Annotated in this window: 27 protein-coding genes and 1 pseudogene; 11 read left to right on the top strand and 17 right to left on the bottom strand. The window is 61.9% G+C overall.

The genetic code is table 11. The features are described from left to right. Nucleotides 1–583 precede the first annotated feature (583 nt). Nucleotides 584–1,018: a SemiSWEET transporter gene (locus tag RX328_RS07115; protein ID WP_312018149.1), complete on the bottom strand. Its 435-nt coding sequence runs from the start codon at nt 1,016–1,018 to the stop codon at nt 584–586. 103 nt (nt 1,019–1,121) lie between these two features. Between RX328_RS07115 and RX328_RS07120 the strand changes: the two genes are divergently transcribed. Further along, a complete protein-coding gene (locus RX328_RS07120; protein ID WP_213256606.1) occupies nt 1,122–1,319 on the top strand; it encodes a DUF3606 domain-containing protein in 198 nt (65 codons plus the stop codon). Between the two features lie 749 nt (nt 1,320–2,068). Then, entirely contained in the window at nt 2,069–2,317 is a 249-nt protein-coding gene (locus RX328_RS07125; RefSeq protein WP_317258633.1) for a hypothetical protein, read from the top strand. A 171-nt stretch (nt 2,318–2,488) separates the two neighbouring features. On the opposite strand, the gene RX328_RS07130 is transcribed toward RX328_RS07125, so the two are convergent. Continuing rightward, nucleotides 2,489–2,917, bottom strand: coding sequence for a hypothetical protein (locus RX328_RS07130; protein WP_213251330.1), 429 nt, complete (start codon nt 2,915–2,917; stop codon nt 2,489–2,491). Nucleotides 2,918–3,279: 362 nt separating this feature from the next. Between RX328_RS07130 and RX328_RS07135 the strand changes: the two genes are divergently transcribed. Beyond that, nucleotides 3,280–4,122, top strand: coding sequence for a GNAT family N-acetyltransferase (locus RX328_RS07135; RefSeq protein WP_213251331.1), 843 nt, complete (start codon nt 3,280–3,282; stop codon nt 4,120–4,122). Nucleotides 4,123–4,274: 152 nt separating this feature from the next. Here the strand turns inward: RX328_RS07135 and RX328_RS07140 are convergent, their stop codons facing one another. The 5 genes from RX328_RS07140 to RX328_RS07160 all read right to left on the bottom strand — a co-directional run bounded on the left by RX328_RS07140 (nt 4,275) and on the right by RX328_RS07160 (nt 8,212). Beyond that, nucleotides 4,275–4,979 (bottom strand): hypothetical protein, encoded by a 705-nt coding sequence (locus tag RX328_RS07140; protein ID WP_213251332.1) that lies wholly within the window; start codon nt 4,977–4,979, stop codon nt 4,275–4,277. Nucleotides 4,980–5,146: 167 nt separating this feature from the next. Continuing rightward, complete coding sequence (locus tag RX328_RS07145; RefSeq protein ID WP_213251333.1) at nt 5,147–6,217, bottom strand: AI-2E family transporter; 1,071 nt, start codon at nt 6,215–6,217, stop codon at nt 5,147–5,149. Between the two features lie 205 nt (nt 6,218–6,422). Continuing rightward, nucleotides 6,423–6,908 (bottom strand): DUF411 domain-containing protein, encoded by a 486-nt coding sequence (locus RX328_RS07150; protein WP_213251334.1) that lies wholly within the window; start codon nt 6,906–6,908, stop codon nt 6,423–6,425. A gap of 272 nt (nt 6,909–7,180) precedes the next feature. Further along, the gene (locus RX328_RS07155) at nt 7,181–7,642 is read right to left on the bottom strand and encodes a cupredoxin domain-containing protein (RefSeq protein WP_213251335.1); all 462 of its coding nucleotides are present in this window, start codon (nt 7,640–7,642) and stop codon (nt 7,181–7,183) included. 147 nt (nt 7,643–7,789) lie between these two features. Then, a complete protein-coding gene (locus RX328_RS07160) occupies nt 7,790–8,212 on the bottom strand; it encodes a hypothetical protein (RefSeq protein WP_213251336.1) in 423 nt (140 codons plus the stop codon). A 166-nt stretch (nt 8,213–8,378) separates the two neighbouring features. On the opposite strand from RX328_RS07160, the gene RX328_RS07165 reads away from it, so the two are divergent. Then, nucleotides 8,379–9,578 carry an MFS transporter gene (locus RX328_RS07165; protein WP_249726350.1) on the top strand — a complete coding sequence of 400 codons (1,200 nt, stop codon included), beginning with the start codon at nt 8,379–8,381 and terminating at the stop codon, nt 9,576–9,578. Nucleotides 9,579–9,581: 3 nt separating this feature from the next. Here the strand turns inward: RX328_RS07165 and RX328_RS07170 are convergent, their stop codons facing one another. Beyond that, nucleotides 9,582–9,986 carry a DUF4864 domain-containing protein gene (locus RX328_RS07170; protein ID WP_213251338.1) on the bottom strand — a complete coding sequence of 135 codons (405 nt, stop codon included), beginning with the start codon at nt 9,984–9,986 and terminating at the stop codon, nt 9,582–9,584. A 154-nt stretch (nt 9,987–10,140) separates the two neighbouring features. Between RX328_RS07170 and RX328_RS07175 the strand changes: the two genes are divergently transcribed. Next, nucleotides 10,141–10,419: a DUF1488 family protein gene (locus RX328_RS07175; protein WP_213251339.1), complete on the top strand. Its 279-nt coding sequence runs from the start codon at nt 10,141–10,143 to the stop codon at nt 10,417–10,419. A 52-nt stretch (nt 10,420–10,471) separates the two neighbouring features. Here RX328_RS07175 and RX328_RS07180 read toward each other — a convergent pair whose 3' ends face one another. Beyond that, nucleotides 10,472–10,903, bottom strand: coding sequence for a cupin domain-containing protein (locus RX328_RS07180; protein WP_213251340.1), 432 nt, complete (start codon nt 10,901–10,903; stop codon nt 10,472–10,474). A 116-nt stretch (nt 10,904–11,019) separates the two neighbouring features. On the opposite strand from RX328_RS07180, the gene RX328_RS07185 reads away from it, so the two are divergent. Next, nucleotides 11,020–11,910, top strand: coding sequence for a LysR family transcriptional regulator (locus RX328_RS07185; RefSeq protein WP_213251341.1), 891 nt, complete (start codon nt 11,020–11,022; stop codon nt 11,908–11,910). A 71-nt stretch (nt 11,911–11,981) separates the two neighbouring features. Here the strand turns inward: RX328_RS07185 and RX328_RS07190 are convergent, their stop codons facing one another. Further along, complete coding sequence (locus RX328_RS07190) at nt 11,982–12,761, bottom strand: crotonase/enoyl-CoA hydratase family protein (protein ID WP_213251342.1); 780 nt, start codon at nt 12,759–12,761, stop codon at nt 11,982–11,984. A gap of 47 nt (nt 12,762–12,808) precedes the next feature. Next, entirely contained in the window at nt 12,809–13,297 is a 489-nt protein-coding gene (locus RX328_RS07195) for a tautomerase family protein (protein ID WP_213251343.1), read from the bottom strand. A 113-nt stretch (nt 13,298–13,410) separates the two neighbouring features. Between RX328_RS07195 and RX328_RS07200 the strand changes: the two genes are divergently transcribed. Beyond that, the gene (locus RX328_RS07200) at nt 13,411–14,022 is read left to right on the top strand and encodes a TetR/AcrR family transcriptional regulator (protein ID WP_213251344.1); all 612 of its coding nucleotides are present in this window, start codon (nt 13,411–13,413) and stop codon (nt 14,020–14,022) included. A 41-nt stretch (nt 14,023–14,063) separates the two neighbouring features. Here the strand turns inward: RX328_RS07200 and RX328_RS43265 are convergent, their stop codons facing one another. Continuing rightward, a complete protein-coding gene (locus RX328_RS43265; RefSeq protein ID WP_213251345.1) occupies nt 14,064–14,300 on the bottom strand; it encodes a DUF1127 domain-containing protein in 237 nt (78 codons plus the stop codon). A 147-nt stretch (nt 14,301–14,447) separates the two neighbouring features. On the opposite strand from RX328_RS43265, the pseudogene RX328_RS07205 reads away from it, so the two are divergent. After that, a pseudogene (locus RX328_RS07205) lies at nt 14,448–16,009 on the top strand (winged helix-turn-helix domain-containing tetratricopeptide repeat protein). 250 nt (nt 16,010–16,259) lie between these two features. On the opposite strand, the gene RX328_RS07210 reads toward RX328_RS07205, so the two are convergent. The 3 genes from RX328_RS07210 to RX328_RS07220 form a co-directional block, all read right to left on the bottom strand. Further along, nucleotides 16,260–17,165: a 3-keto-5-aminohexanoate cleavage protein gene (locus RX328_RS07210; RefSeq protein ID WP_249726332.1), complete on the bottom strand. Its 906-nt coding sequence runs from the start codon at nt 17,163–17,165 to the stop codon at nt 16,260–16,262. Between the two features lie 262 nt (nt 17,166–17,427). Next, entirely contained in the window at nt 17,428–17,805 is a 378-nt protein-coding gene (locus RX328_RS07215) for a PRC-barrel domain-containing protein (RefSeq protein WP_057842937.1), read from the bottom strand. A 203-nt stretch (nt 17,806–18,008) separates the two neighbouring features. Then, nucleotides 18,009–18,557, bottom strand: a complete 549-nt coding sequence (locus tag RX328_RS07220; protein ID WP_213251346.1) for a cupin domain-containing protein — start codon at nt 18,555–18,557, stop codon at nt 18,009–18,011. 153 nt (nt 18,558–18,710) lie between these two features. Between RX328_RS07220 and RX328_RS07225 the strand changes: the two genes are divergently transcribed. Both RX328_RS07225 and RX328_RS07230 read left to right on the top strand, forming a co-directional pair. After that, on the top strand, nt 18,711–20,039 hold the full coding sequence (locus tag RX328_RS07225) for an aspartate aminotransferase family protein (RefSeq protein ID WP_213251347.1): 1,329 nt from the start codon (nt 18,711–18,713) through the stop codon (nt 20,037–20,039). A 64-nt stretch (nt 20,040–20,103) separates the two neighbouring features. Continuing rightward, nucleotides 20,104–21,369: a D-amino acid dehydrogenase gene (locus tag RX328_RS07230; RefSeq protein ID WP_213251348.1), complete on the top strand. Its 1,266-nt coding sequence runs from the start codon at nt 20,104–20,106 to the stop codon at nt 21,367–21,369. A gap of 147 nt (nt 21,370–21,516) precedes the next feature. Here the strand turns inward: RX328_RS07230 and RX328_RS07235 are convergent, their stop codons facing one another. Both RX328_RS07235 and RX328_RS07240 read right to left on the bottom strand, forming a co-directional pair. Then, a complete protein-coding gene (locus RX328_RS07235; RefSeq protein ID WP_249726333.1) occupies nt 21,517–21,798 on the bottom strand; it encodes a hypothetical protein in 282 nt (93 codons plus the stop codon). Between the two features lie 347 nt (nt 21,799–22,145). Beyond that, nucleotides 22,146–22,733 (bottom strand): cupin domain-containing protein, encoded by a 588-nt coding sequence (locus RX328_RS07240; RefSeq protein ID WP_249726334.1) that lies wholly within the window; start codon nt 22,731–22,733, stop codon nt 22,146–22,148. Here RX328_RS07240 and RX328_RS43270 point away from each other — a divergent pair. Continuing rightward, the gene (locus RX328_RS43270) at nt 22,708–22,965 is read left to right on the top strand and encodes a hypothetical protein (protein WP_249726335.1); all 258 of its coding nucleotides are present in this window, start codon (nt 22,708–22,710) and stop codon (nt 22,963–22,965) included. The two genes, RX328_RS07240 and RX328_RS43270, sit on opposite strands and share 26 nt — an antisense overlap. Nucleotides 22,966–22,975: the final 10 nt, after the last annotated feature.

Consider the following 22,975-nt stretch of genomic DNA (forward strand, 5'->3'; position numbering starts at 1 on the left):
ATCCTTCCGCCCCATCAAGAAGAGGACGCAGGGACCGCCGGGTGCCTGTTGCAAGAGATGCGAAGATGCGAACTCGCTCTAGCGAGCTTCCGCCTTCCGCTCTGGTGAGCTCCGGCGGACAGACCGCTTCACCCACCTGCAAAAAAATCCGCGTGGGGAAAACTCCACTTAGGTCAACCGAACTGCATTGTTCGACTCGGCAGACCGTGCTCGCTTCCTCAAAATTTGAGTCTGGTTTGCGGGGCAAGGGAGTTGAGCCAGTTTTCCTTTATGCTTCTGCTCGTGATGTCCCTGATGCTCACCGTATGCGTCGGCGTGGCAGCTTGGCGCATGTCCGATGATCGGCCGGAAGTTACCGGAAGCACTTCGCCGGCGTTTATCCACATGCGTTGAAAATCAAGAGCCCCAACTCCTGATGGAGCTGAAGCCCTTGCTGCAGCAGATGCAGCCCGACACCCACACCGGGCTGATGCGAGGATGCTGCGCGTATCCTTCGCCCCAGGCCATAACAAATGTTAGCTCAGAAATAGCTCGACCAGCACGTCGACTTGCCCGAAGCCGAACAGCGGGATTGCGACGACCGCTATTTCCGGGGAGCGCGGCGTTCTTTCAGCTTGAAATAGAGGATGCCGAGCAAGAGGCAGAGGCTGACCGAGTTGGCGATGATGATTACGATGTCGCTCTGCAAGACGCCGTACCCTATCCAGGTCGCAACCCCCAATGCGAGGATCAGGACCATTCGAAGCGAGAGATCGCCGGCTGATCCTGTCTCCCAGCATTTCTTCAACTGGGGAACGTACGAAACAGTGGTGCAAAAGGCAGCGAATAGACCAACAGCAGTGTTCATCGACTGGCAATCGTGCGCGCGTCCGTTCGTTCCAACGAGCGCGCGTTGAGGGACGGCTATGCACGCTCGGTCGCCATTGGGTCTAACAGTTAGCACCGCGACATCTTGATCCGCGTACTGCGTGCCAAGCTCGTCCAAGAGCTTGGCAATAGGAACCAGAAATGTCGTCACGTATTTGTTCGTCGAGGCCGGCGTAACCGCCGGCCGTCGCACGGTCCCGTTTCTTCATGCCCCCAAGAACCCAGGCGGGACCGTGCTCCCCGAGGAGGAGATGATGACAAGCCTAATCAAGAAGAGCGCTCCGGACCGCAGCAAGATCAACACGCGCGAAGCGTGGGAGATGAAGTACTGGACCAAGGCGCTCGGGGTATCAAAGCAGGAGTTGCTTCGCGCCGTCGATAGGGTTGGCAATTCCGCTTCGGCTGTCAGGAAAGAACTGGGGCTGCTCGGCACACGGCATCAGAAGGGATAAGAGGCAGCATGTCTGGCATTCGCGGGATCGGTCGTTTCGCTAACCACTTCTTCTATGCTTGCGCCGGCCTATCTCAGTTCCGGGGATCCCGATGCCGAGATCTTCGGCGCGCGCTCTGATCGATGCCATCGGCCGATTGAGCTTCACCGTCATAAGGGTGAGGCTCTTTCCTGCCCGTGACATAGAACGCAGCAAATTGTCGTCCTCGTCCGACCAGTGACGGCCGCGGTTTTGTCTCATACCGCTCATCGTAGTTTGCCTCTGAGGCCAATCGAGGCGGGCCAGATACAGAAATCAAAAGGACCCAGCTCGCCTCACAGAGCACGGCCGCTGGGCTTCAGTTGAAGAACGGATTTCAACGCTTCCGCCTGTCACTTACATGGTGCAAACGTGCTTGCCGTCAAGAATATTACGCAATTGTAAGCATTGAAGAGCACTCGTCATCAGGAGGAAGTCTTGAGGATTTACGAGCCGCGGGTCCGCCCGAATTTGGAGTGGGTGCTTCCGGTGCACGAGAGCGATCACGAGCACTTGTGGAGCCTGGATGGGACCGCCCGGCGAGCTAGATGGCGACCGATGCCTGTGGCCAGGCTCCTGGTGGACGACGAAGGTGAGCCGCGGGTTGAGGCGGACCTTCCCTGGCTTGGCGGACACGTGCTGGTGCTTCGCGAGCATGCGGCCAGGGTGCTGGCGCCGCTGCTGGACCGTTCCGGCGAACTCCTGCCGCTGGAATGTCCGGAAGCGGACCTGTGGCTGTTCAACGTACTAACCGTTGTCGACGCGCTTATAATGAGGAAAAATCGGAGCTGGTGCGGTTCGACGATGGAGACATCCTTGATGTCGAACGCTACGTGTTCCGGCCGGAGCTGACGGAGGGCCTAGCGGTGTTCAAGGTGCCGCAGCTGCTACGTGGCCCGTTATTCCTGGGCGACGAATTCGTCAGCGCAGTGAAAGCTGCCGGGTTGCGTGGACCCGAATTTATCCAGCTGTGGCCGTAGCGCGTTGGATCGGTAGAGTAGAAATCGAAACGCATCAATCGCGTGCGCGGATGGGTATCGCTTCCGCCTTCGCTCTTGCGAACCTCCGCCTTCGCTCTGGCAAGCTACGGCGGATAAGTCGCTCTACCCATCCTGCGCGCTATGTGGCAACGGGCCTGCGTGGGGCGCACTCTAGTCGCAGTAGCTCCACCTGCCATAGCCGTCGTCGCATCGCGCCCGCGCGCGGTAAGGCACGGGCAGCGGTGGCCGCGGCGCGTATTCACGCGCATAGTCGTGTTCCTGCGCGTAGTAACGCTCCCGAGCGTAGTAACGCTCGGAATAGGCGGGCGTACGTTCGACGTAGACAGGCTGCGCGGGGTAGGGCGTTCCGTACTCGCCATAGACCGCTGCCGGCGCGCGGTAGGCGGGGGCCGGCACGCCGTAAGAGGGCTGCCGATATCCGTAATCGGGTTCCGCGTATGGTCGATGAGCCGGGCTAGGGCGCACATAGATGTCAGCGGAAGGCGCGTAGATTGCGCCGGGCGCCACATAGACGTCGGTGGCCGCGGCGGGCGCGGAGCACAGGACAACAAAGGCCAGCGTGAGCGATGATCGGTACATGTGTGAAGCCTCCAACTACTCAAGCCGCGCCAGCCAGCGTGGTTAATTTTCGCTAAACAATTCGAGGGGCGCAATGATAATCTGCGCGAAGAAGTGTGCCATTTCTGGACGGCGCACACATTCGCAGCGCAAATCGAGGACGCCAGCGCAGTGCGCTCAAGTACACAATTCCGCGATAGCCGTCATTGCGAGGAGCCAACAGGTCGCGCGAATGCGCGCCCGATGACAGGCTCCGCCAGGAAGCAATCCATGCTCCTGTTGCCGCCTGATGGATTGCTTCCGCCGTCGCTCTGCGAGCTATGGCGGACAAGTCGCTTCGCTCGCAAGGACGGCTGGAGAGACACACCCAAAAGATCGTCATCATGAGTGACTTCAACATCCGCACCATGCGGCCGGACGAAATTTCAATCGCCATCGACTGGGCCGCGGCCGAAGGCTGGAATCCGGGGCTTGCGGATGCCACCTGTTTTTCGTGCGTTGATCCGCACGGCTTCTTGATTGGGGAGCTCGACGGTCGGCCTGCCGCGACCGTCTCCTGCGTCAATTACGACGCACGCTTTTCCTTTCTCGGCTTTTACATCGTGCGGCCGGATGTGCGTGGCAAAGGCTACGGCTTGCGCATCTGGAATGCGGCCATCGCACATGCCGGCGCGCGCGTGATCGGACTCGATGGCGTGACGGCGCAGCAGGACAATTACAGGAAGTCCGGCTTTCAGCTTGCTTACGCCAACGTCCGCTACGGCGGCATGATCGCGGTGCCGAGCGCGCCGCAGGCCGGGGTGATTGACCTCCGCGAAATCCCGCTGGCTGACGTGGAAGCAGACGACGCGACGGTGTTTCCGGCGCGACGGCTGGCGTTTCTGCGGGCCTGGATCGGGACGCCCGGACATGTCGGGTGCGCGGTCGTGCGCGATGGTCGGCTAGCGGGCTGGGGCGTGATCCGGCCCTGCCGGAAGGGTTTTAAGATCGGGCCGCTGGTTGCCGACGACCGCGCTATCGCCGAAGCGGTGTTGTCCGACTTGGTCGCCAAGGAGGGCGGCGGGGAGATTTTTCTTGATGTGCCCAGCACCAACCGCGACGCGGTCGCGCTGGCGGAAGGTTTTGGGCTCGCGCCGGTGTTCGAGACGGCGCGCATGTATACCGGCGCGATCCCGCCGCTGCGGCTGGAGCGAGTGTTCGGCGTCACGACGTTCGAGCTGGGGTAGGCACACAACCGTCATTGCGAGCCAACGGGTCGCGCGAATGCGCGCCCGATGACAGGCTCCGCGAAGCAATCCATCGCGCAAGGAAAGTATGGATTGCTTTGTCGCTTGGCTCCTCGCAATGACGGCGGAAATAGGCCACGCGGGCCTCGGCATTACCGGCCCAATGGCATCCGATCCATTATCGTGGTGCCGGCGGCAGAGAACAGTCTGTCCGTTTGCACGAGTTCGAGAGCCTCAACTGCAAAGCGGCCGAAGCTGGTCGTGCGATGGCGCGCGATCGCGCGAATGAACGAACCGGATAACGGGCCCGAAAAGCGGATCAGGTTTGCAAAGGCAGCCCTGCGAAACAGAAGATCGCGAAACAACCCCGGGCCTGCTGTTGATTTTCGCGCGCGAGAAAGATCCTGGGTCGAGCGTATAAGCTGTTGTCTGAGCTCCCAAAGCGAATCGTCTTCGGGAAACAACTGCAGGAAGACGGAATTGGGGGAAACGCCCAGGCCTCGTCCGGTTAGGCCGAAGGGACGAAGCGATCCGATGCAATGCCGCAGTCGGGCGATCAACTCGGGTCGGTCGACGTCCTTCATGTCGTCGAAATTTCGGATCGTCACATGGACGGTGTCGGAGGGGTAATAGTGGTGCGAAGGATGGTGACGCTCGAGTTCAGCCAGGACTTTGCTGATTCCGGAACTGGGCTGTTGAGGAAGCCGGGCGACCAGAGACAAGTGCACAGCCGCGGTCGGGCCCAATGTGGGGAGGATGTATGTTTGGCGCCGAACCGCGGAGAGGCTCAGGGCCGCCGTGCCGATCAGCCACAGAGCGCCAAACTGCAACGCGTCAAACGAGATGCGGGAATTCAAGACGCTCTCCGTCCGACTTGTTTCGGCAGGCGGTATGTTTCGTGCATTCTAGGAACTGGCGCCGTCATTGCGAGGAGCGAAGCGACGAAGCAATCCATCTATCCCCGTGCGGAGAAATGGATTGCTTCGCTTCGCTCGCAATGACGGCCGAAACGTCTATGCCAACATCACCCGCCGCCAGCCCGCTCATTCCGTGACGTCCGCCTGGACGCCGAAAAAATCTCCCAGCTCACCATGAAGATCGCCGCGATCAGCGGGCCGATGACAAAACCGTTGAGGCCGAAGACTTCGATGCCGCCCAGCGTGGAAATCAGCACAACGTAATCCGGCAGCTTGGTATCTTTGCCGACCAGGAATGGACGCAGCACATTGTCCACCAGGCCAATGATTAGCACGCCATAGGCGATCAGCCCGATGCCCTGCCAAACGGCGCCGGTTGCGAGAAAGTAGATCGCGACGGGGAGCCACACCAAGGCGGCTCCGATGGCCGGCAGCAGCGACAGGAACGCCATCAGCACGGCCCACAAAATCGGCGCGTGAACCCCGAGGAACCAGAACGCCAAACCGCCGAGCGCGCCCTGGACAATGGCCACCACAACCCCACCCTTGACGGTGGCGCGAACGACATCGGCGAACCTGGTGAAGAGCGCTGATTTCTGATCGCCGTGGAGTGGAACAGCCTGCTTGATCAGGTCCGCCACTGCCCTGCCATCGCGCATCAGGAAAAACAGCAGGTACAACATGATGGCGAGGCTGATCACGAACTCGAAAGTGTTCATCCCGATGGTAAGCGCCTGGGGAGCCAGAACCTGACCGCCCTTCATCAGGTTGGACGACAATGTTTCGCGAAGCCCTGAAAGGTTTGTCAGGTTGAACCGCTCCAGCCAACCGGTCGCCCAGGCCGGCAGCGCATCGAAGACACGCTGGATGTAGCCGGCGAAATCATATTCTCCGGACCTGATCTTCTCAAAAAGACTCGTTGCTTCCTGCACCAGGGAGGCCGCAACCATCGCCAGCGGTATAAGTACAATCGCGATGATGAGCAGGACGGTTACCAGGGCCGCGAGGTTCGGCCTGCCGGGCATCGATCGCAGCAGCGCCCGATTCACCGGCGCAAAGATGACGGCCACGATGATCGCCCACAGAACGGCGCCGTAGAACGGCTGCAAAATCCAGGCGAATGCCAGCGTAACGGCAAACAGCAAAAGCAGAAAGGTCTGATCATCGATCCTTCGCACGGGCGTCTCGTTCGCTGCTTTCCGGTTCGGCTGCGCAATGCCGGGACCATGGATCCGGTGCGCTTGTCCTCCGCTTGTATAGCGGTTTTTCGTGCCTGTACCGCGTCCGTTCGCAGAATTTCCGGTAACGCCCAGGATCGCGCGAGCCTGAGAATCCGTCACCTCGCTGGCCGGCGTGCGTGCGAGGCAGGGCTCAACCGGCAAATCAGGTGTCAACCGGCTGCGTTCCGACGAAGCGCATATAGGGGCTTTGCCCGGCCGGGCCGAACAACACGACCGTGTAAGGTTGTGGCGTCCCGCCTTCCATTCCCGGTGACCCAACCGGCATGCCGGGAACGGCAAGACCCCTGGCGTTCGGACGCTCCGCCAGCAAGCGCTGGATCGCGAGCGCCGGCACGTGCCCTTCGATCGCGTAGCCGCTCACGACCGCGGTGTGACAGGCGGCGAGCTCAGGCGGAATGCCATGCTGCTGCTTGATCGGCGCAAGATCGGTAGCCTCATGCACCTCGACCGGAAAGCCGGCCGCGCGCAGATGATCGGCCCAGCCCGAACAACAGCCGCAGTTCGGATCCTTGTGGACGGTCACGACAGGGTTAGCGGCAGCGGCGGACGCGATCGTCCGGCCTGCCAGCACGGCGGCGATCACGCCGAGGAAGGACCGCCGGGCGATGCAATGCAGTGTTTCGCTCATCGACTTCACCTTTTCCGTTGGAGGTTCCAGTCAGCGTAGGATGGGTGGAGCCAACGGGTCCGGCCTTCGGCCGGCCCGATGATAAACTCCGCGATATCCATCACCTCTTGAACTGCAGACGATGGGTATCGCTTCCCCCCACCCATCCTACGGACTAATCCAGGCGCGCTATTTATTGAGCCGGCCAGTATTTGCTTCATCTGGTCGATCTCCTGCTGCTGTCCCTTGGTTGTCCCCTTAAGCCTGCAGTTCTGGCTTCACCTCACCGTCATTCATTTCACCAGGATTTGGCCGATCATACCGCCGTCGCGATGGCCGGGAATCAGGCACGAAAACTCGAACGTGCCTGCCTTGGTGAATTTCCAGACGATCTCGGCCGATTTTTTCGGCGCCAACCGCACGCCGTTGGGTTCGTCGTGCTCCATGTGCGGGTGTTGCTTCATATCCTCGGCGTGCTTCAGGTTCTCTTCGGTCGTGGCGAGCAGGAATTCGTGGTCTTCCTGGCCGACGTTGCGGATCACGAAACGGATCTGCTCGCCGTGCTTCACCTCGATGCGTGAGGGCGTATAGGCCATTTCGCTCATTTCAACTTGAATCGTCCGCGAAGGTTTCTTGGGATTGCCGGGCTCGCCGGCCGAATAGGTTTCATGGGCGTGCTTGTCGTGGCTATGCGCAGGCGCCGGCAGTGCGCACAAGGCGGCCATTGCAAGGCCAGCCATTACGATGTTTTTCATCCGATGTTCTCTCTCTCTCTCTCTCTCTCTCTCTCGTTCGTCAACGATCAGCCGCGGCGACGCGCGGCATGTTGGGCTAGATCCGTGGGAAGGAAGGTACGGGCATGCGCGCGCAGTCGAAGCGCAGCCGCCCGTCGTGATGTCGGATCAGGCGATCGGAGGACGATAGAGCAGAGGGGGAGCCTCACCCGGCAGGCGCTGGACGTTTTCGGCAGCGCAGAGCGAGACCGGCGGCGAGGGCATTGCGACGGCAGGCGGATCGGCTGCGATCGCTGAAACGCACAGCACCACGCAGCACGGTCCCGGCGAGGCTTTGCCGTCGTGCTGATCCCCGGCGTGCCCGGGCATGACATGATCGGCATTGGCGTGATGCTGGTGCGAGGCCTCATGTTCCGGCTGCGCGCCGTCATGAATATGCGCGGCGGCAGCCGTCCCGAACTGGTGCACGAGGCACGACGCGGCATCGCCGAGCGCCAGCGCAGCGCCGGGTACCAGCACGCAAAACAGATAGAGCAGGGCAGCAAACCACCCCGCTTTGACGCGCACCGGCCTCGTCAAGCGAACGAACATTGCGGGCAAGCTATCCCCAACCGCCGATTCCGCCAAGGGCGTGAGACGCCGTCCCCATCACAAACGCATGCCTAACATCGCGGCATTGTGGCTTGACCTTGGGCGATTTGACCCCGAAGTTCCGCCTGCCGTGGTAACTTATTCTGAATTCACCAAAGATTCCGACCTGTTCGTTCCCGATTCGCGCCGGGCGTGGCTCAGGCTTGCCGTGGCCGTGTTGATCGGCTCGCTCGGCAGCGTCGGCATGTGGTCGGTGGTGGTCGCACTCCCGGTGGTGCAGACGGAGTTTGCCGCGAGCCGCGGCACCGCCTCGCTAGCCTTTACGATGGTCATGCTCGGGTTCGGTTCCGGCGGCGTGCTGACGGGCAAGATCACCGACCGCTACGGCATCGTCACCGCGATCGGTCTCGGCATCGGCATTTTGGGCCTCGGCTATATCGTCGCGGGTATGTCGACCTCGATCTGGCCCTTTATCCTGGTGCATTTCGCGATCGGGCTCTCTTCGTCGGCCACCTTCGGCCCGCTGATGGCGGAAGCCTCGCACTGGTTCGATCGCTATAGGGGGCTGGCGGTCGCCATCGCCGCCAGCGGCAACTACATCGGCGGTGCGATCTGGCCGCCGCTGGTGAATTTCGGCATGGAGCAGATCGGCTGGCGCACCAGCCATATCGCGATCGGCGTCTTCACCGCGGTGGCGATGACGCTGGCGCTGATCGCGTTGCGTATGCTGATGGGAGCGGGAGGGCAGCGCGACCATGACAATGCGCCGCCGCCGCGCGTGGACTTGCGCCTTTCCACCAATGCGCTGACGGCGATCCTGTCCCTCGCCGCGATTGCCTGCTGCGTGGCGATGTCGATGCCGCAGGTGCACATCGTCGCCTATTGCGGCGATCTCGGCTATGGCGTGGCGCGCGGCGCCGAAATGCTGTCGCTGATGCTGGGTTTCGGCATCATCAGCCGCATCGGTTCAGGCTTTCTCGCCGACAAGATCGGTGGCATCCCCACGCTCCTGATCGGCTCGGTGGCGCAGGGCACCGCGCTTTTGTTCTATCTGTTCTTCGACAGCCTGACCTCGCTCTACATCATCTCCGCGATGTTCGGCCTGTTCCAGGGCGGCATTGTGCCGAGCTACGCCATTATCGTGCGCGAGGCGATGCCGGCTTCCGAAGCCGCGACCCGTGTCGGCATCGTGATCTTCGCCTCCGTGTTCGGCATGTCGTTCGGCGGCTGGATCTCCGGCGCGATCTTCGACGCCACCGGCTCCTACACCGCCGCGTTCGCCAACGGGCTGGCGTGGAACGCGCTCAACATCGGGATCATGCTGCTGCTGCTGATGCGCGCACGCCAGCGGCTCGCGATGGCATGAGCGTCAAACCGCCTGTCCCGCCTTCAGCAGCGAACATCCCGTAATCTTCAGGCTGCCGTCCGGCTGCTGCTCCAGCGTGTAAAGCGCTTCCCAGGCTTCGCCATTGTCGTCGACGATGTGGACGCGCTGGGCGATCCGGCCATTGGCCGAACGCGCCTCGCCGAAGTCGAAACTCTTGTGGCGATAGACCGGGGCGTAGCCTTGCCGGACCATCTGCATGAAGATGTCGGCTTGCGGAAAGATCTGCCTGATCTCGGGCGCGGCATGGGAATAGGCGGCCGCGGCGTCATCGCGGATGAACGCCTGCTCCTGCGCGCGGATCACGCTCTGGGCGGTAGCGATATCGTCGGCGAGGGCAGGGACGCCCGACCCGATGAGGAATGCGAGAACCAGAACAAGAGCGCGCATGCAAAATGCCCCCGACTGGCGGTGCTTGCCACGGTGCAGACAGGTGAAAACTTATACCCACCGGCACGTCGGCGGAAGGACTATTCGCGTAAGCGTTCGGGGGAGGAGGAACAAGCCAAGGCAATTATCGTTTTCTCTCGGGGAGGAACACCCGATGACACTCACACGCGGAAACGTTCGCGGTTATGAGTTCGATCGCATGGTGCTGCTGTTCTCCATGATGGATGGGTCCAGGGAGATTCCCTGCGCCGTCAGCGCTTCAGCGATGGACGATCTGGAACATGCCTCGCGCACGGCGACCAGCGAGCGCGAACAGCAATTCCTGCGCCTGCGTGACCGGATCGAGCAATGCGCGTCGCGCAAGTTCGACGCCGGGGAGTTAGAGGGGAGCCCGCCCGGCATCATCCTGCGCAGCATCGATTTTCGCGGTTAGCTCTGTTGCTGGCCCTGCTCCAGGCGCTGTCGTCGCCGCGATGGCAGGCCGCCTAGTGCGAATGCACGTCGAGGAACGGCGTATCGTTCGCGCTGACGTAGAAGATGACCACCCTGGTCGGCTCGGTGGCGCTGCGGTTGTAACCGGTCATGGGCACGTTCGGCGGTTCGACCATCGCCTCGCCAGCCTTGACCGTGAGCGGTGGACGGCCGTCCAGTTCGAGCGTGAAGGCGCCTTCGAGGACGTAGACCGTCACCGGAAAGCGATGGGTGTGATAAACGGTCTTGTCGCCCGGCTTGAACGTCGCCGTCATGACTCGCACGGTTTGCTTGTCGTCCTTTGGCAATCCCTCGACGACCTGCTGCAGCACCATGTTCGGCTTGGCGATATTCGGCGTGGTCGCTCCGTGTTGCTGCGCCGATGCGGGATGGCTGAGGCCGAGGCCGGCGAGCAGGGTGATGCCCGGCACAAGATGGCTACGCATGTATCGCTCCTTTCGTTAGTCACCGCGCTGTTTCGACGCAACAGCCTAGGCAGCAGGGCGACGCCGCGGGAGCCGCAAGATTGCTAGGTCCCGCTCCAAAAGTGCATAATGGGCGCATGTTCGACTGGAACGACCTGAAATACTTTCTTGCCGTGGCGCGGCACGGCAGCACGATTGCAGCCGGCAAGGCGCTCGGCACCAGCCAGTCGACCGTGCACCGCCGGCTTGAAGAGCTGGAGCGCCGGATCGGCCAGGCGCTGGTGAGCCGGCAGGCCGGTGGCTATCGTCTTTCCGAATACGGCACCACGCTCTTACCCTTTGCTGAACGCGTCGAGGCCGCGATAGGGGATTTCCAGCGGCGGGCAACCGATGTCGAGCATGAGATGAAGGGTGCGATCCGCGTCACGTGCCCTGAGCCGATCGTCATCCGCATAACGCAGTCGGGCCTGATCGAGCGGTTTCATGCCCGCCATCCGCATTTGCGCGTCGAGTTCATCACCAGCGACCGCTATCTCGACCTGTCGAAGGGCGAGGTCGACGTCGCTTTCCGCTCAGGCGATACTGACGACGAGCTAATCGGCCGGAAGATCGCGGATTCATTCTGGGCGGTGTATGCCAGCCGTGATTATGTCGAGCGTCACGGCAAGCCCGATCGTGTCGAAGACTTGTCGCAACATCCTCTTATCGGCTTCGACGAGACGCTGGCCAATCACCGGGCCGCCAAGTGGCTGAAGGACGTCGCGCCCGACGCCAGAATGCCGGTGCGCAACAACAGCGTGCTCGGCCTCGTTTCCGCGGTGAAATCCGGCGCTGGAATAGGGCCGCTGCCGACGGCGCTCGGGGACGCGGAGCCGGATCTGGTCCGTGTGCTCGGGCCCGTGCCGGAGCTGACCCGAAGCTGGCGGCTGTTGACGCACCCCGACATCCGACGCTTGCCGCGGATTGTCGCGTTTTTCGACTACATCGTCGAGCAGCGCGACTCGTTGAAATCGATCCTGACGGGGTAGGCGGGGAAGCCCCCGCGCCTACCGGATAGGGCCGCCGAGATTGTCGATGTCAGGTGAGGGACGGGCGGTAGTCACCGCCCCTGGAAGACCGCGGCGCGCCGCTCGATGAAGGATTGAATGCCTTCGCGCGCGTCGGCACTGTTGAGCACGCGTTCCCGCACGGTCGGGAGATAGGCGATCGCCGCCTGCTCGCCCTGCTCGACATATTTAAGCGCCGCTTCCTTGGTGACCTGAATGCCGAGCGGCGCATTGCCGGCAATGATCCTGGCGAGCGCCATCGCACGCTCGATTTGCTGGCCCGCCGGGACCACCTCCTGGACCAGCCCGATCTCGCGGGCGCGCGCTGCGGTGAATTCGTCGCAGAGGAACAGATGATACATCGCGTTGCCCCAGCCGGTGCGCGACAGGAAGCGGAAATGCGCACCTCCAAGCGGGGCGATGCCACGCTTGGATTCCATCTGGCAGAAGCGGGAATCGTCGGCGGCAACAACAATGTCGCCCGCCAGCATCAGCTCGATGCCGACGGTGAAGACGATGCCCTGCACCGCCGTGACGATCGGCTTCTTGCAGCGCTTCTGCAGGCCGAAGACGTCGACATTACCTTCTTTGAAATTCCGCTTCTCGGCGTTAGGGCCGAAGAATTTCGGCATGTCGAGGCCGGCGGTGAAATCCTTACCTTCGGCGCAGATGACGCCGACCCAATAGTTGTCGTTGTTGTGGAGTTCCGTCAGGGCGTCCGACAACTGCTCCATCATCGCCGGCGAGAACGCGTTCTTCTTGGCGGGGTTGTCGATGATGATCTTGAAGATGCGATCATGGGTTTCGGTGCGGATTGTTCCTTCGCTGCTCATGATCTTCTCCGTCCTGACTGTTCTGGAATGCAGTGCCGGGCTCGCGCCTATCGCTCGTATTTGACGGCAAGTGCGGTGCGGATCGCCGCGGCGCGTTCCGGCGAAAAATGCGCTGCGCCATGTTCAAGCAGGTCGAGGAACGACAGCGCGCCGCCGCGCGACCCCCAGCTTCCTTCCTCGATGATGCGGAAATTGATCCACCAGCCTGGCGACGGCGTCTTCATCCCGCAGGCGTCTGCAAGCGCGGCGTGAATATTGCGGATAACGGCAGCGCGATCCTCGCGCGTCCAGCAGCAGTCCATCACGACGACGTCGAGCACCATGACATCACTAGGCTTGTCGGAGAGCAGCTCTCCGCCGTGCGCGATCATGTCGAGCGGACGCTCGACGAAATGGAGTTGATAGCCGCGGCGCGCCTCCGGCGTGAGTTTGCCGACTTCCGGCACCAGCACGGCATCCGTCAGCGTCTTTGCCAACACGCGCCGCTGATCGGCGTTCAACCGTCCCTGCGGCGTCATCACATGGATGAAGGTCATCACGCACATCCCTTCTGCGGCACCGACTATGACACTCGTCATAGCGTCCCATGGAGCTGGCTATGTCAAGCGTCATATTCTAGGGTGGGCCGTCCATTGGAACAGGATTCGCGATGACGTCAGATACCCGCGCAAAAATGGTGGCAGGCGCCGCCGACCTGATGAGCCGCCGCGGCGTCAACGCCACCAGCATGCGCGAGGTGGTGCGCCACACCGGCACGCCGCGGGGCTCGATTGGCCATCACTTTCCGCGCGGCAAGCAGCAACTGATCGAGGACGCGCTGGTGTTTGCGGGCAAGCAGGTCAGCGGGCCGCTGGGGCATCTGGTCCAATCGCGCGGCGCCATCGCGGGTCTGTGCACCTTCATCGCGCTGTGGCGTCAGACGCTGGAGAGAACGAAATTCCAGGCCGGATGCCCGGTGCTCGCGGTTGCGGTCGAGCAATATGTCAACGATGCTACGGAGAAGGACGGCGAGCCGGACGAAGCCGCACAACGGCATCTGCTCGATCTTGCCGACGGCGTGTTTGCCGATTGGCAGCGCATCATGTTCACGGCCCTACGCCGCGAGGGCGTGGCGCCGGCGCGCGCGCGGCGGCTCGCCGCACTCGTCATCGCGTCCGTAGAGGGAACGGTCGCGATGTGCCGCGCCGCGCGCAGCGCCCAGCCACTTGATGATGTCAGGCAGGAGCTCGAGCTGGTGCTTTCAAGCGCGCTGGCGAAGTAGGCCGAGATGCACCCGACGTCGATCACCATCGAGTGCCGATGTCAGATCCAACGAAGGGGATCTGGCGAGATTGAGTGGTTTGAGGCGACGTAGTCAATCTCGCCGCGCGTGATACCAATGTCCGCAAGCTCGCTGTCCGTCAGGCGACACAACTCGGTTCGCAGCTTCTCGCGTTTGCGCCACTCCTGAAATGCATTCCAGTATGCTTCGAGAGGACTGTAGACGGGCCGCTTTGCGGTTGCCGGTCCCAGCTCGGTAGGCCCTTGAATCGTGCTCATTGCGGTGTGTCCTGTCTGGACTTCTTCACTAGACAAAGTTGCCGCTAGATGCGCCGGCGCGCTTAACTGGTGGCTTACATTTCCCTTACCGGCAGCTTATTCTTCGTGCTGCGGTGGCCTTAGAGGTGACCCAGAAGGAATGGCAACTTGCGCTATCTCTTCGAGAATTACACGCTTGACACTGAAAAGCGTGAACTGCACCGCGGGACGGATGCGGTGTCAATCACACCGCAGGTTTTTGACCTGCTCGATTACTTGATTCGAAACAGGGAGCGCGTCGTCAGCAAAGACGACCTCATTATTGCCGTTTGGAATGGACGCATTGTATCCGATGCTGCGTTGACGACCCGCCTGAACGCCGCTCGGAATGCGATCGGCGATTCCGGCGAAGAGCAGCGCCTCCTCAAAACTCTGGCGCGGAGGGGCTTCCGTTTTGTCGGGCAAGTGCAGGAAGAGCGAGGCGGCACAGCGTCCGACAACTGGGCAGAACCGCCGAAACGCTCCCTGACGCTGCCCGCGAGGCCTTCAGTCGCTGTCCTCCCCTTCGTCAACCTAAGCTTAGATCCAGAGCAGGAGTATTTTGCTGACGGCGTCGTGGAGGACATCACGATGGCGCTGTCGCGCTTTCATTGGCTCTTTGTGATCGCTCGCAATTCGAGCTTCACCTACAAAGGCCGAAATGTAGACGTGAGGCAGGTCGGCCGCGAGCTTGGGTGCGCTACGTACTCGAAGGCAGCGTGCGCAAGGCAGGAAATCGCCTGCGCATCGCGGGGCAGCTTATTGATGCAGAAACTGGAGCACATCTGTGGGCTGACCACTTTGATGGTGCGCTTGAGGATGTGTTCGATCTACAGGACCATGTGACTTCCAGCGTGGTGGGTGAAATCGCACCAAAGCTGCAGCGCGAGGAAATCAAGCGGGCAAAGCGCAAACCAACTGAAAATCTGGATGCATACGACTATTATCTGCGTGGGCTGGCCAGCGCTGGTCGGTGGACCAAGGACGCGAATGCCGAAGCACTCCGGCTCTTTTGCAAGGCTGTCGAGCTCGATCATGGTCTGGCCTGCGCCTATGGCATGGCTGCGTGGTGCTACGTGCAGCGGAAAGCGCGTGGTTGGATGGACGAACGCATTCACGAAAGTGTGGAAGCTGTACGGCTGGCTCGGAAGGCGGTGCTGCTGGGGGAAGATGACCCGATTGCGCTGTGTATGGGTGGATATGCACTCGCCTTGGTAGCCCATGAGTTCGACGATGCGGCGGCGTTCATGGACCGGGGACTAGCGGTAAATCCTAACTTGGGGCGAAGTTGGATCCTTAGTGCGTGGCTAAGAGTTTGGAGAGGTGAGCCGGACTTAGCACTTGAGCACGCTGCGCATGCCATGCGCTTGAGCGCGCTCGATCCTTCCACGTACGCCATGCACGGGGCCATGGCTTATGCCCATTTTCTCGCAGGCCGCTATGAGAAGGCGTCGTCATGCGCCGAAAGCTCTCTACGTTTCAATCCGACTTTCCTGCTGGCCACAAGCATTTCGGCAGCGAGCAATGCGCTCGCGGGGTGACTTGATCTGGCACAACGAGCAATATCGCGAGCACTCGAATGTGATCCCGATTTGCGCGCCACCAATCTGCGAGATTTGGCGATGTTTCGCCGGGAGGAGGACTTCGCCACTTTCGCCAAGGGTCTCCGCAGTGCGGGTCTTCCCGATTAATTGTGATGCCGCATGCTCCAAAGGAGACCGGCGGTTCCTGATGTTTTCTGCAAGACGAATTGAGCAATCCAGATTGACACAGCGTCATCGCGCGCCGTTCCGCCGAAATCGAAATAGGCGGATCGCCTGCGCGCAATAATCGCCTGCACCCACCATCCGGAAATCACGTTCCAAATCCAATCGTACTGATCGGGCCGGCTCGGCAGGTCGATTCGCGTTTTTGTTCAGGATCCCCGGGAGGAACGGGTTATCAGCCGGCCGCTGCCAATGCCTGCCGCATCTCGGCCGGAGAGGCGGGTTCGGCGCCGTGTTCGCGCACAGTTCTAACCGCCTCTTCGACCAGTTCCAGATTGGTCGCGGTCGTGCCGAGCGGCGCATCCTCGAGGCCGACGCGAAGATGGCCGCCCCGCGCGATCGTATCAGTGAACAGCGGGCGGAGATCGGCGCTGACGCCCGCAATCATCCAGGGCGCGCCGGGCGCTTCCTCCTCCAGCAGCGCATGGTAGGCCGCGAGCGCATATGGCTTTGGTGGAAGGCCGACCGCGATCAGATTGCAGAACATGAGACGATAGATCGGCACCTTGACGCCGGACGCGCGCGCAAGCGCTGCGCCGGCACGCAGGAAGCCGGGCTCGTAGATGGCAAAATCGGTATGCAGGCCGCGACGTGCTGCGAAATCGAGCGCATACCGGATATGGGATTCAGGATTCATGTAGGTGCCGCCAGGCTGCGTGTCCGCCGTGATTTTTGTCAGGCTCAAATTGACGCTACCGGGATCGATGACGGCAAAATCCAAGAGGCCGCGCGCGGCAAGTTCTTCGATGTCGGCAAATCGGGCCGCGACGTCGGCGAGCGGGCTGCCGTCGCTGCCTGTGGTTATGAAAGCCGGATAGGAGGGATAGACCGGCACATCGACGTGGTTGCGAATGCCTTCGATGATGCGGGCATAGACCTGCCAGTCGTAGGTCTGCGGGCCGCCGCCATCATAGGCATGGACATGAATGATGGTAGCGCCGGCCCGCGCGCAGGCGACGCCCTCGGCGATGATGGTCTCAACGGTATCGGGAATGCCGGGTTGGAGCGCGCGGCCCCATGAGCCGTTCAACGCCGCCTCGATCCAGACCTTGCGCACGGTGTCGCCCTCCTGAAGATCCAATCCTTCTATCCATAGGGCGTGTACCCGTAAACGAGCGATATCGATTGCTGAGGCTAAGCAGACGCATCTTTGGGCTCTGGCGGATGCCGCAAATAACCAAGGCGGACACGGAGGTCTGGCGCTGCCTTCCCTTATGAAAGGCGCTTTCGCTGGCACTTGAAGGCATAGTACGACCGCCCCACGCCGAGCCAGGGCGGTCGACCAACTTTCTTCAATGACTCAGCGGCACTGACGAGTGAAAATTTTCAGATGCTACCGAGCGTTATAGACCACCTCGCCCTTCCCAGTACGTAGGTATCCCGTAGTGCCGGTGGGTGCGCGTTTCCCAGTCTCGATCTTGCCAGGAGTCGTCACTGAACTCCGGCGCATCCTTGAGCTGTTGCTCGGTGATATTGGTTCGAAAACCACCGAGCGACGTATCATATGTCAGGGCGCTCCACGGGATGGGATAATGGCTGTGGCCCAACCCGACAAATCCGCCAAAGCTCATGACGGCATAAGCTACGCGACCTGACACCTTGTCGATGATGAGGTGATCAATCTCACCGATATTCTTTCCATCTGCTCCATAAACCTCGGTTCCATGAATGTCTTCGCTTGAGATGCATTGATGATCCGGATGGGCTGTTGCGCGGGCCATGGCTCGGCTCCCTTCACAAGAGTGGATTTCGTCGACTTAACTCGGCCGCTACGGGGGTCGTTCCTGGCAGCGGAGAACATTTCACAGCGCGGCCAAGGGCATTTGTTGCGGCGCAGGGAGCCTGAGCGTCCGCGCTGCCGCAAAGGCGGAGACGGCTGCTATTCAGCGCTGCACCCGGATTTATGAGTACGCGCCTTGGCCGCTCAAAACGTCGGCGGCGTGCAGGCGCTTATCACTTCGCACGGCTTTCCACCGACGCAGCGGAAGCGGTGCGGGCGGCGGCTTTCGAAATAATAGGCATCGCCCGGATCAAGAATGCGGCGCTCGTCGTCGACGGTCACCTCCAGCCGGCCGCTCACCACGATGCCGCCTTCCTCGCCGTCATGGGTTAGCGGCACCCGGCCGGTGTCGCTACCGGGCTCGTAACGCTCCTTCAGGATCTGCAGCGCGCGGCCGAACATGGTGTCGCCGACCTGGCGGTAGGAGATCGGCTGCTTGCCGATCTCGGTCAGTTCGTCGGAGCGGTAGAACGCCTTGCGCGGCCGCTCCGGCTCGATCGCGAAGAATTCGGCAAGCCCCATCGGCAGCCCGTCGAGGATTCGCTTCAGCGCGCCGACGGAGGGGTTCATCTGGTTCGATTCGATTAGCGAGATCGTCGAATTGGTCACGCCGGAGCGTTTTGCCAGCTCGCGCTGCGATAGCTTGTGCCGGGCCCGGACGAAGCGGAGTCGCCCACCGATATCGACGGTCATCGAAAATCCCTGTTGCAGGTGTTTCGGATCGAACAAATATGCCCTGACCTGGTTAGCAAAATCAATGGGTTGCAGGAGTGCAGAAAAGGACTTGTTGTGGCTTCCCGAGCGTGGCCCGGTGGACCCTTGAGCTGCCAGCAAAGGAGCTAGACCGTGACCCTTCATCAGAAGCCGAACACCCTGCAGACCGACTCGTTCTGGATGCCTTTCACGGCCAACCGGCAGTTCAAGAAAGCGCCCCGCCTGTTCGCCTCCGCCGAGGGCATGCACTACACCACCGTCGACGGCCGCAAGGTGATCGACGGCTCCGCCGGCCTCTGGTGCGTCAACGCCGGCCATGGCCGCCGCCAGATTGCGGCTGCCGTCGAACGGCAATTGATGAATCTCGACTTCGCGCCCTCGTTCAACATGGGCCATCCGCTGGCGTTCGATTTTGCCGAGCGGCTCACCGAGATCGCGCCGAAGGGACTGGATCGCGTGTTCTTCACCAATTCGGGCTCCGAGTCGGTCGATACCGCGCTGAAGATCGCGCTCGCCTATCAGCGGGCCATTGGACAGGGGACGCGGACGCGCCTGATCGGCCGCGAGCGCGGCTATCACGGCGTCGGCTTCGGCGGCATGTCGGTCGGCGGCATGGTGGCCAACCGCCGCGCGTTCGCCACCCATCTGCCTGGAGTCGATCACATCCGTCACACCCACGATCTCACTCGCAATGCCTTTGCCAAGGATCAGCCGGAGCATGGCGCGGAGCTCGCCGACGATCTCGAGCGGATGGTCGCGCTGCATGGCGCCGACACCATCGCCGCCGTCATCGTCGAGCCGGTGCCGGGCTCGACCGCGGTGCTGCCGCCGCCGAAGGGCTATTTGAAGCGCCTGCGCGAGATCGCTGACAAGCACGGTATCTTGCTCATCTTCGATGAGGTCATCACCGGCTTCGGTCGGCTCGGCACGCCGTTTGCGGCGGATTATTTCGGCGTCACGCCCGACATGATGACGACCGCCAAGGGTATCACCAACGGCACCGTTCCCTGCGGCGCCGTGTTTGCCAGCCGTAAGATCCACGACGGGCTGATGACCGGGCCCGAGGGCACGATCGAGCTGTTCCACGGCTACACCTATTCGGCGCACCCGACCGCCTGCGCCGCGGGCCTCGCAACGCTCGACATCTACAAGGACGAGGGCCTGCTGACGCGCGGGGCGTCGCTGGCCGAATACTGGCGCGATGCGCTGCATTCGCTGAAAGGCCTGCCCAACGTGATCGACATCCGCAATGTCGGCCTGATGGGTGCGGTCGAGCTCTCGCCGCGCAGCGACGGCGTCGGCGCGCGGGGCTATGACGTGATGGTGGATTGCTTCAATCGCGGGCTTTATTTGCGCATGAGCGGCGATTCCTTTGCGATGTCGCCGCCCCTGATCGTCGAGAAGAGCCATATCGACGACATGGTTTCGATCCTCGGGGACGCGATCAAGCGCGTGGCCTGATCCTTGCTCTGAAGAAAATAGAGCGGCCGCGGCGTGCGACGCCGCGGCAGATGCGTGAGGGATTGTGAAAATCATCGTACTCGGCAGTGGCGTGATCGGCGTCACGACAGCCTATTATCTGGCGCGTTCCGGCCACGAAGTTGTCGTCGTCGACCGTCAGGCGGAGCCTGCACAGGAAACCAGTTTTGCCAACGCCGGCGAGGTTTCGCCCGGCTATTCCTCGCCCTGGGCTGGCCCCGGCGTGCCGGTGAAGGCGATCAAGTGGCTATTGATGCGGCATGGCCCGCTGGTGATCTGGCCCAAGCTCGATCCTGTCATGTGGATCTGGGGGCTGAAGATGCTGCGCAACTGCACCGAAGAGCGCTACGCGGTCAACAAGAGCCGGATGATCCCGATCGCCGAATACAGCCGCGATTGCCTGCGCGCGCTGCGCGCCGAGACCGGCATCGTATATGACGAGCGCAGCCGCGGCACGCTGCAGCTCTTCCGCAAGCAGAAGCAGCTCGACTCGACCGGCGGCGATATCGCGGTGCTAAAGCAATATGGCGTGCCGTACGAGCTTTTGGATCGCACCGGCTGCATTGGCGCGGAGCCTGCGCTCGCGACCGTGAAGGAAAAATTTGTCGGCGGGCTGCGATTGCCGGAGGACGAGACCGGCGATTGCCACATGTTCACGCAGGCGCTTGCCAAGGAAGCAGCAAAGCTCGGCGTGCAGTTCAAGTTCAATACCACGATCGAGCGGCTGGTCACGGAAGGCGGCAAGATTACGGGCGTGGTGACCGGCGCCGGCCTGTTACAGGCCGACGCTTATGTTGCAGCGCTCGGAAGCTGGTCGCCGCGGTTGCTTAAACCCATCGGCATTTCCGTTCCGGTCTATCCCGTGAAGGGCTATTCGATCACGGTGCCGGTCACCGATCCCGAGGGGGCGCCGGTCTCGACCGTGATGGACGAGAGCTACAAGGTTGCGATCACGCGGCTGGGTAACCGCATCCGCGTCGGCGGCACCGCGGAAATTTCCGGCTATTCGAACACGCTCGATGCGGCGCGGCGCGCGACGCTCGACCATTCGCTGTCCGACATGTTTCCGCGCGGCGGCGACTTGAGCAAAGCCAGCTTCTGGTGCGGCCTGCGCCCGATGACGCCGGACGGCCCGCCGATCATCGGCGCCACGCGTTACAGCAATTTGCATCTCAACACCGGCCACGGCACGCTCGGCTGGACCATGGCCTGCGGCTCGGGGCGGGTGATGGCAGACCTGATCTCCGGGCGGAAGCCGGATATCGACGTGAGTGAGCTGAATGTGAGCCGGTACGATCACCGGTTTGGATAGGGGCGCACAGGACCTCCCGCCGTCATCGCGACCCGTTGGCCCTCGCAATGACGGCGGGATGAGAATTCGTAGACCTCACGCAGAGCACTGACTTCTGCTATTTGTGTCGCATCGCGGCGTCCGCATCACGGACGCGCCGAGTTCTGTTCAGTGCAGTGCCCGGTCGCGGTCGCTTAGCGCCTTCTTCACCAGTTCCGGCAAGGTCCTGGCGTAGACTTCAATGAATGTGGCGTCGCCATTGGATCTAGGGATGTTCGCGGCCTGCTCGGCGAGACGTGCGGCTTTGGCCTCGCACCTCGCGAACAGGTGCCAGAACCATTCCGGCTTCTTGTCCATGGTCTCCTTGTGCAGCTTGATGACGGCGGCGCCCACGGCCGCCATGGCATTTACAGCGCCCGCGCTCATGGCGCTCAAGGCAGCCGAGCTCATGATATCTTCTCGGGCCTCGGCGGCATCGGCTCGTGCTTTCCCGTGCTTCCCTCGGTTCGGCATTGCTCGGCTCCTATGTACCCTTGCCCTCCGGGAAGCCTAGAGGGCGGGAGTTGACGGCATCTGAATCGACAGTCCTAAATTCGGATTGTCGATTTCATTCGGGTATATCTAAATTCGTTCGCGATGTTGTTCCCGGCACGCGGACAGTCGGTGGACGGCGAAGGAGAGAGGAACGGAAGCGAAGCCGTCATTGCGAGCCAACGGGTCGCGCGAATGCGCGCCCGATGACAGGCTCCGCGAAGCAATCCATCCCACGGGGTGGCGATAGATGGATTGCTTCGTCGCTACGCTCCTCGCAATGACGGTTTCGCCTGCGTCACGCAATTCACCCACAGCACGACCGCTTTCGCATCTTTCGCGGGATTTGAGAAGCGGTGCGGGCGGCGGCTGGCAAAGCGAAAACTGTCTCCTCGCTTGAGCGACCAGGTCTCGGCGTCGACGGTCAGCGTCATCTCGCCTTCCAGCACCAGTCCCGCCTCCTCGCCGTCATGGGTGTAGAGCTCGTCGCCGGTGTTGCCGCCGGGCTCCAGGTGCACGAGAAACAGATTGAGGCGGTTTTCCGCACCCGCCGGACTCAGCAACTGCTTTGAAATGCCGGTGCGCCACAGCTTTAGTTCGGCGCGCTGCATTTCGCGCGTCACCACGCCGCCGGACGCGGCGTCGTCGCTCGGCTGCGAGCCGAACAGCGCGGCGATGCCGACGCCAAGCACGTCGGCGAGCGTCGCCAGCACGCGCAGCGAAGGCGACGACAGGCCGCGCTCGATCTGGCTGAGAAAGCCGATCGACAGATCGGTCTTCGCCGCAATCGTCTCCAGCGAGAGCTTGTGCTCGCGGCGTAGCTCGCGGATGCGGCGGCCGACCGCAAGGTCCATCGCCGGCTCGGCCGGCCTGGCGGCGGTCTTCGCCCTCGACCTGGCCGTTGCCTTTCCGGCGGCCCTTGCTTTGGCCTTGAACGCCGGTTTCTTTATTCGCTTGCCGCCGCTCACGTCAGACCGCTTCCTTCATGTGCATGAAAATCGCTTGCAAACCCGAGGAAAGTGTGACCACAATTTCATATTGGTGAAAATAGGCCTGAACGGCGTTGCCCGCAACTCTTTGGTCTAAGGCGGGCGGG

The sequence above is a fragment of the Bradyrhizobium sp. sBnM-33 genome, assembly GCF_032917945.1.
Classification (GTDB): Bacteria; Pseudomonadota; Alphaproteobacteria; order Rhizobiales; family Xanthobacteraceae; genus Bradyrhizobium.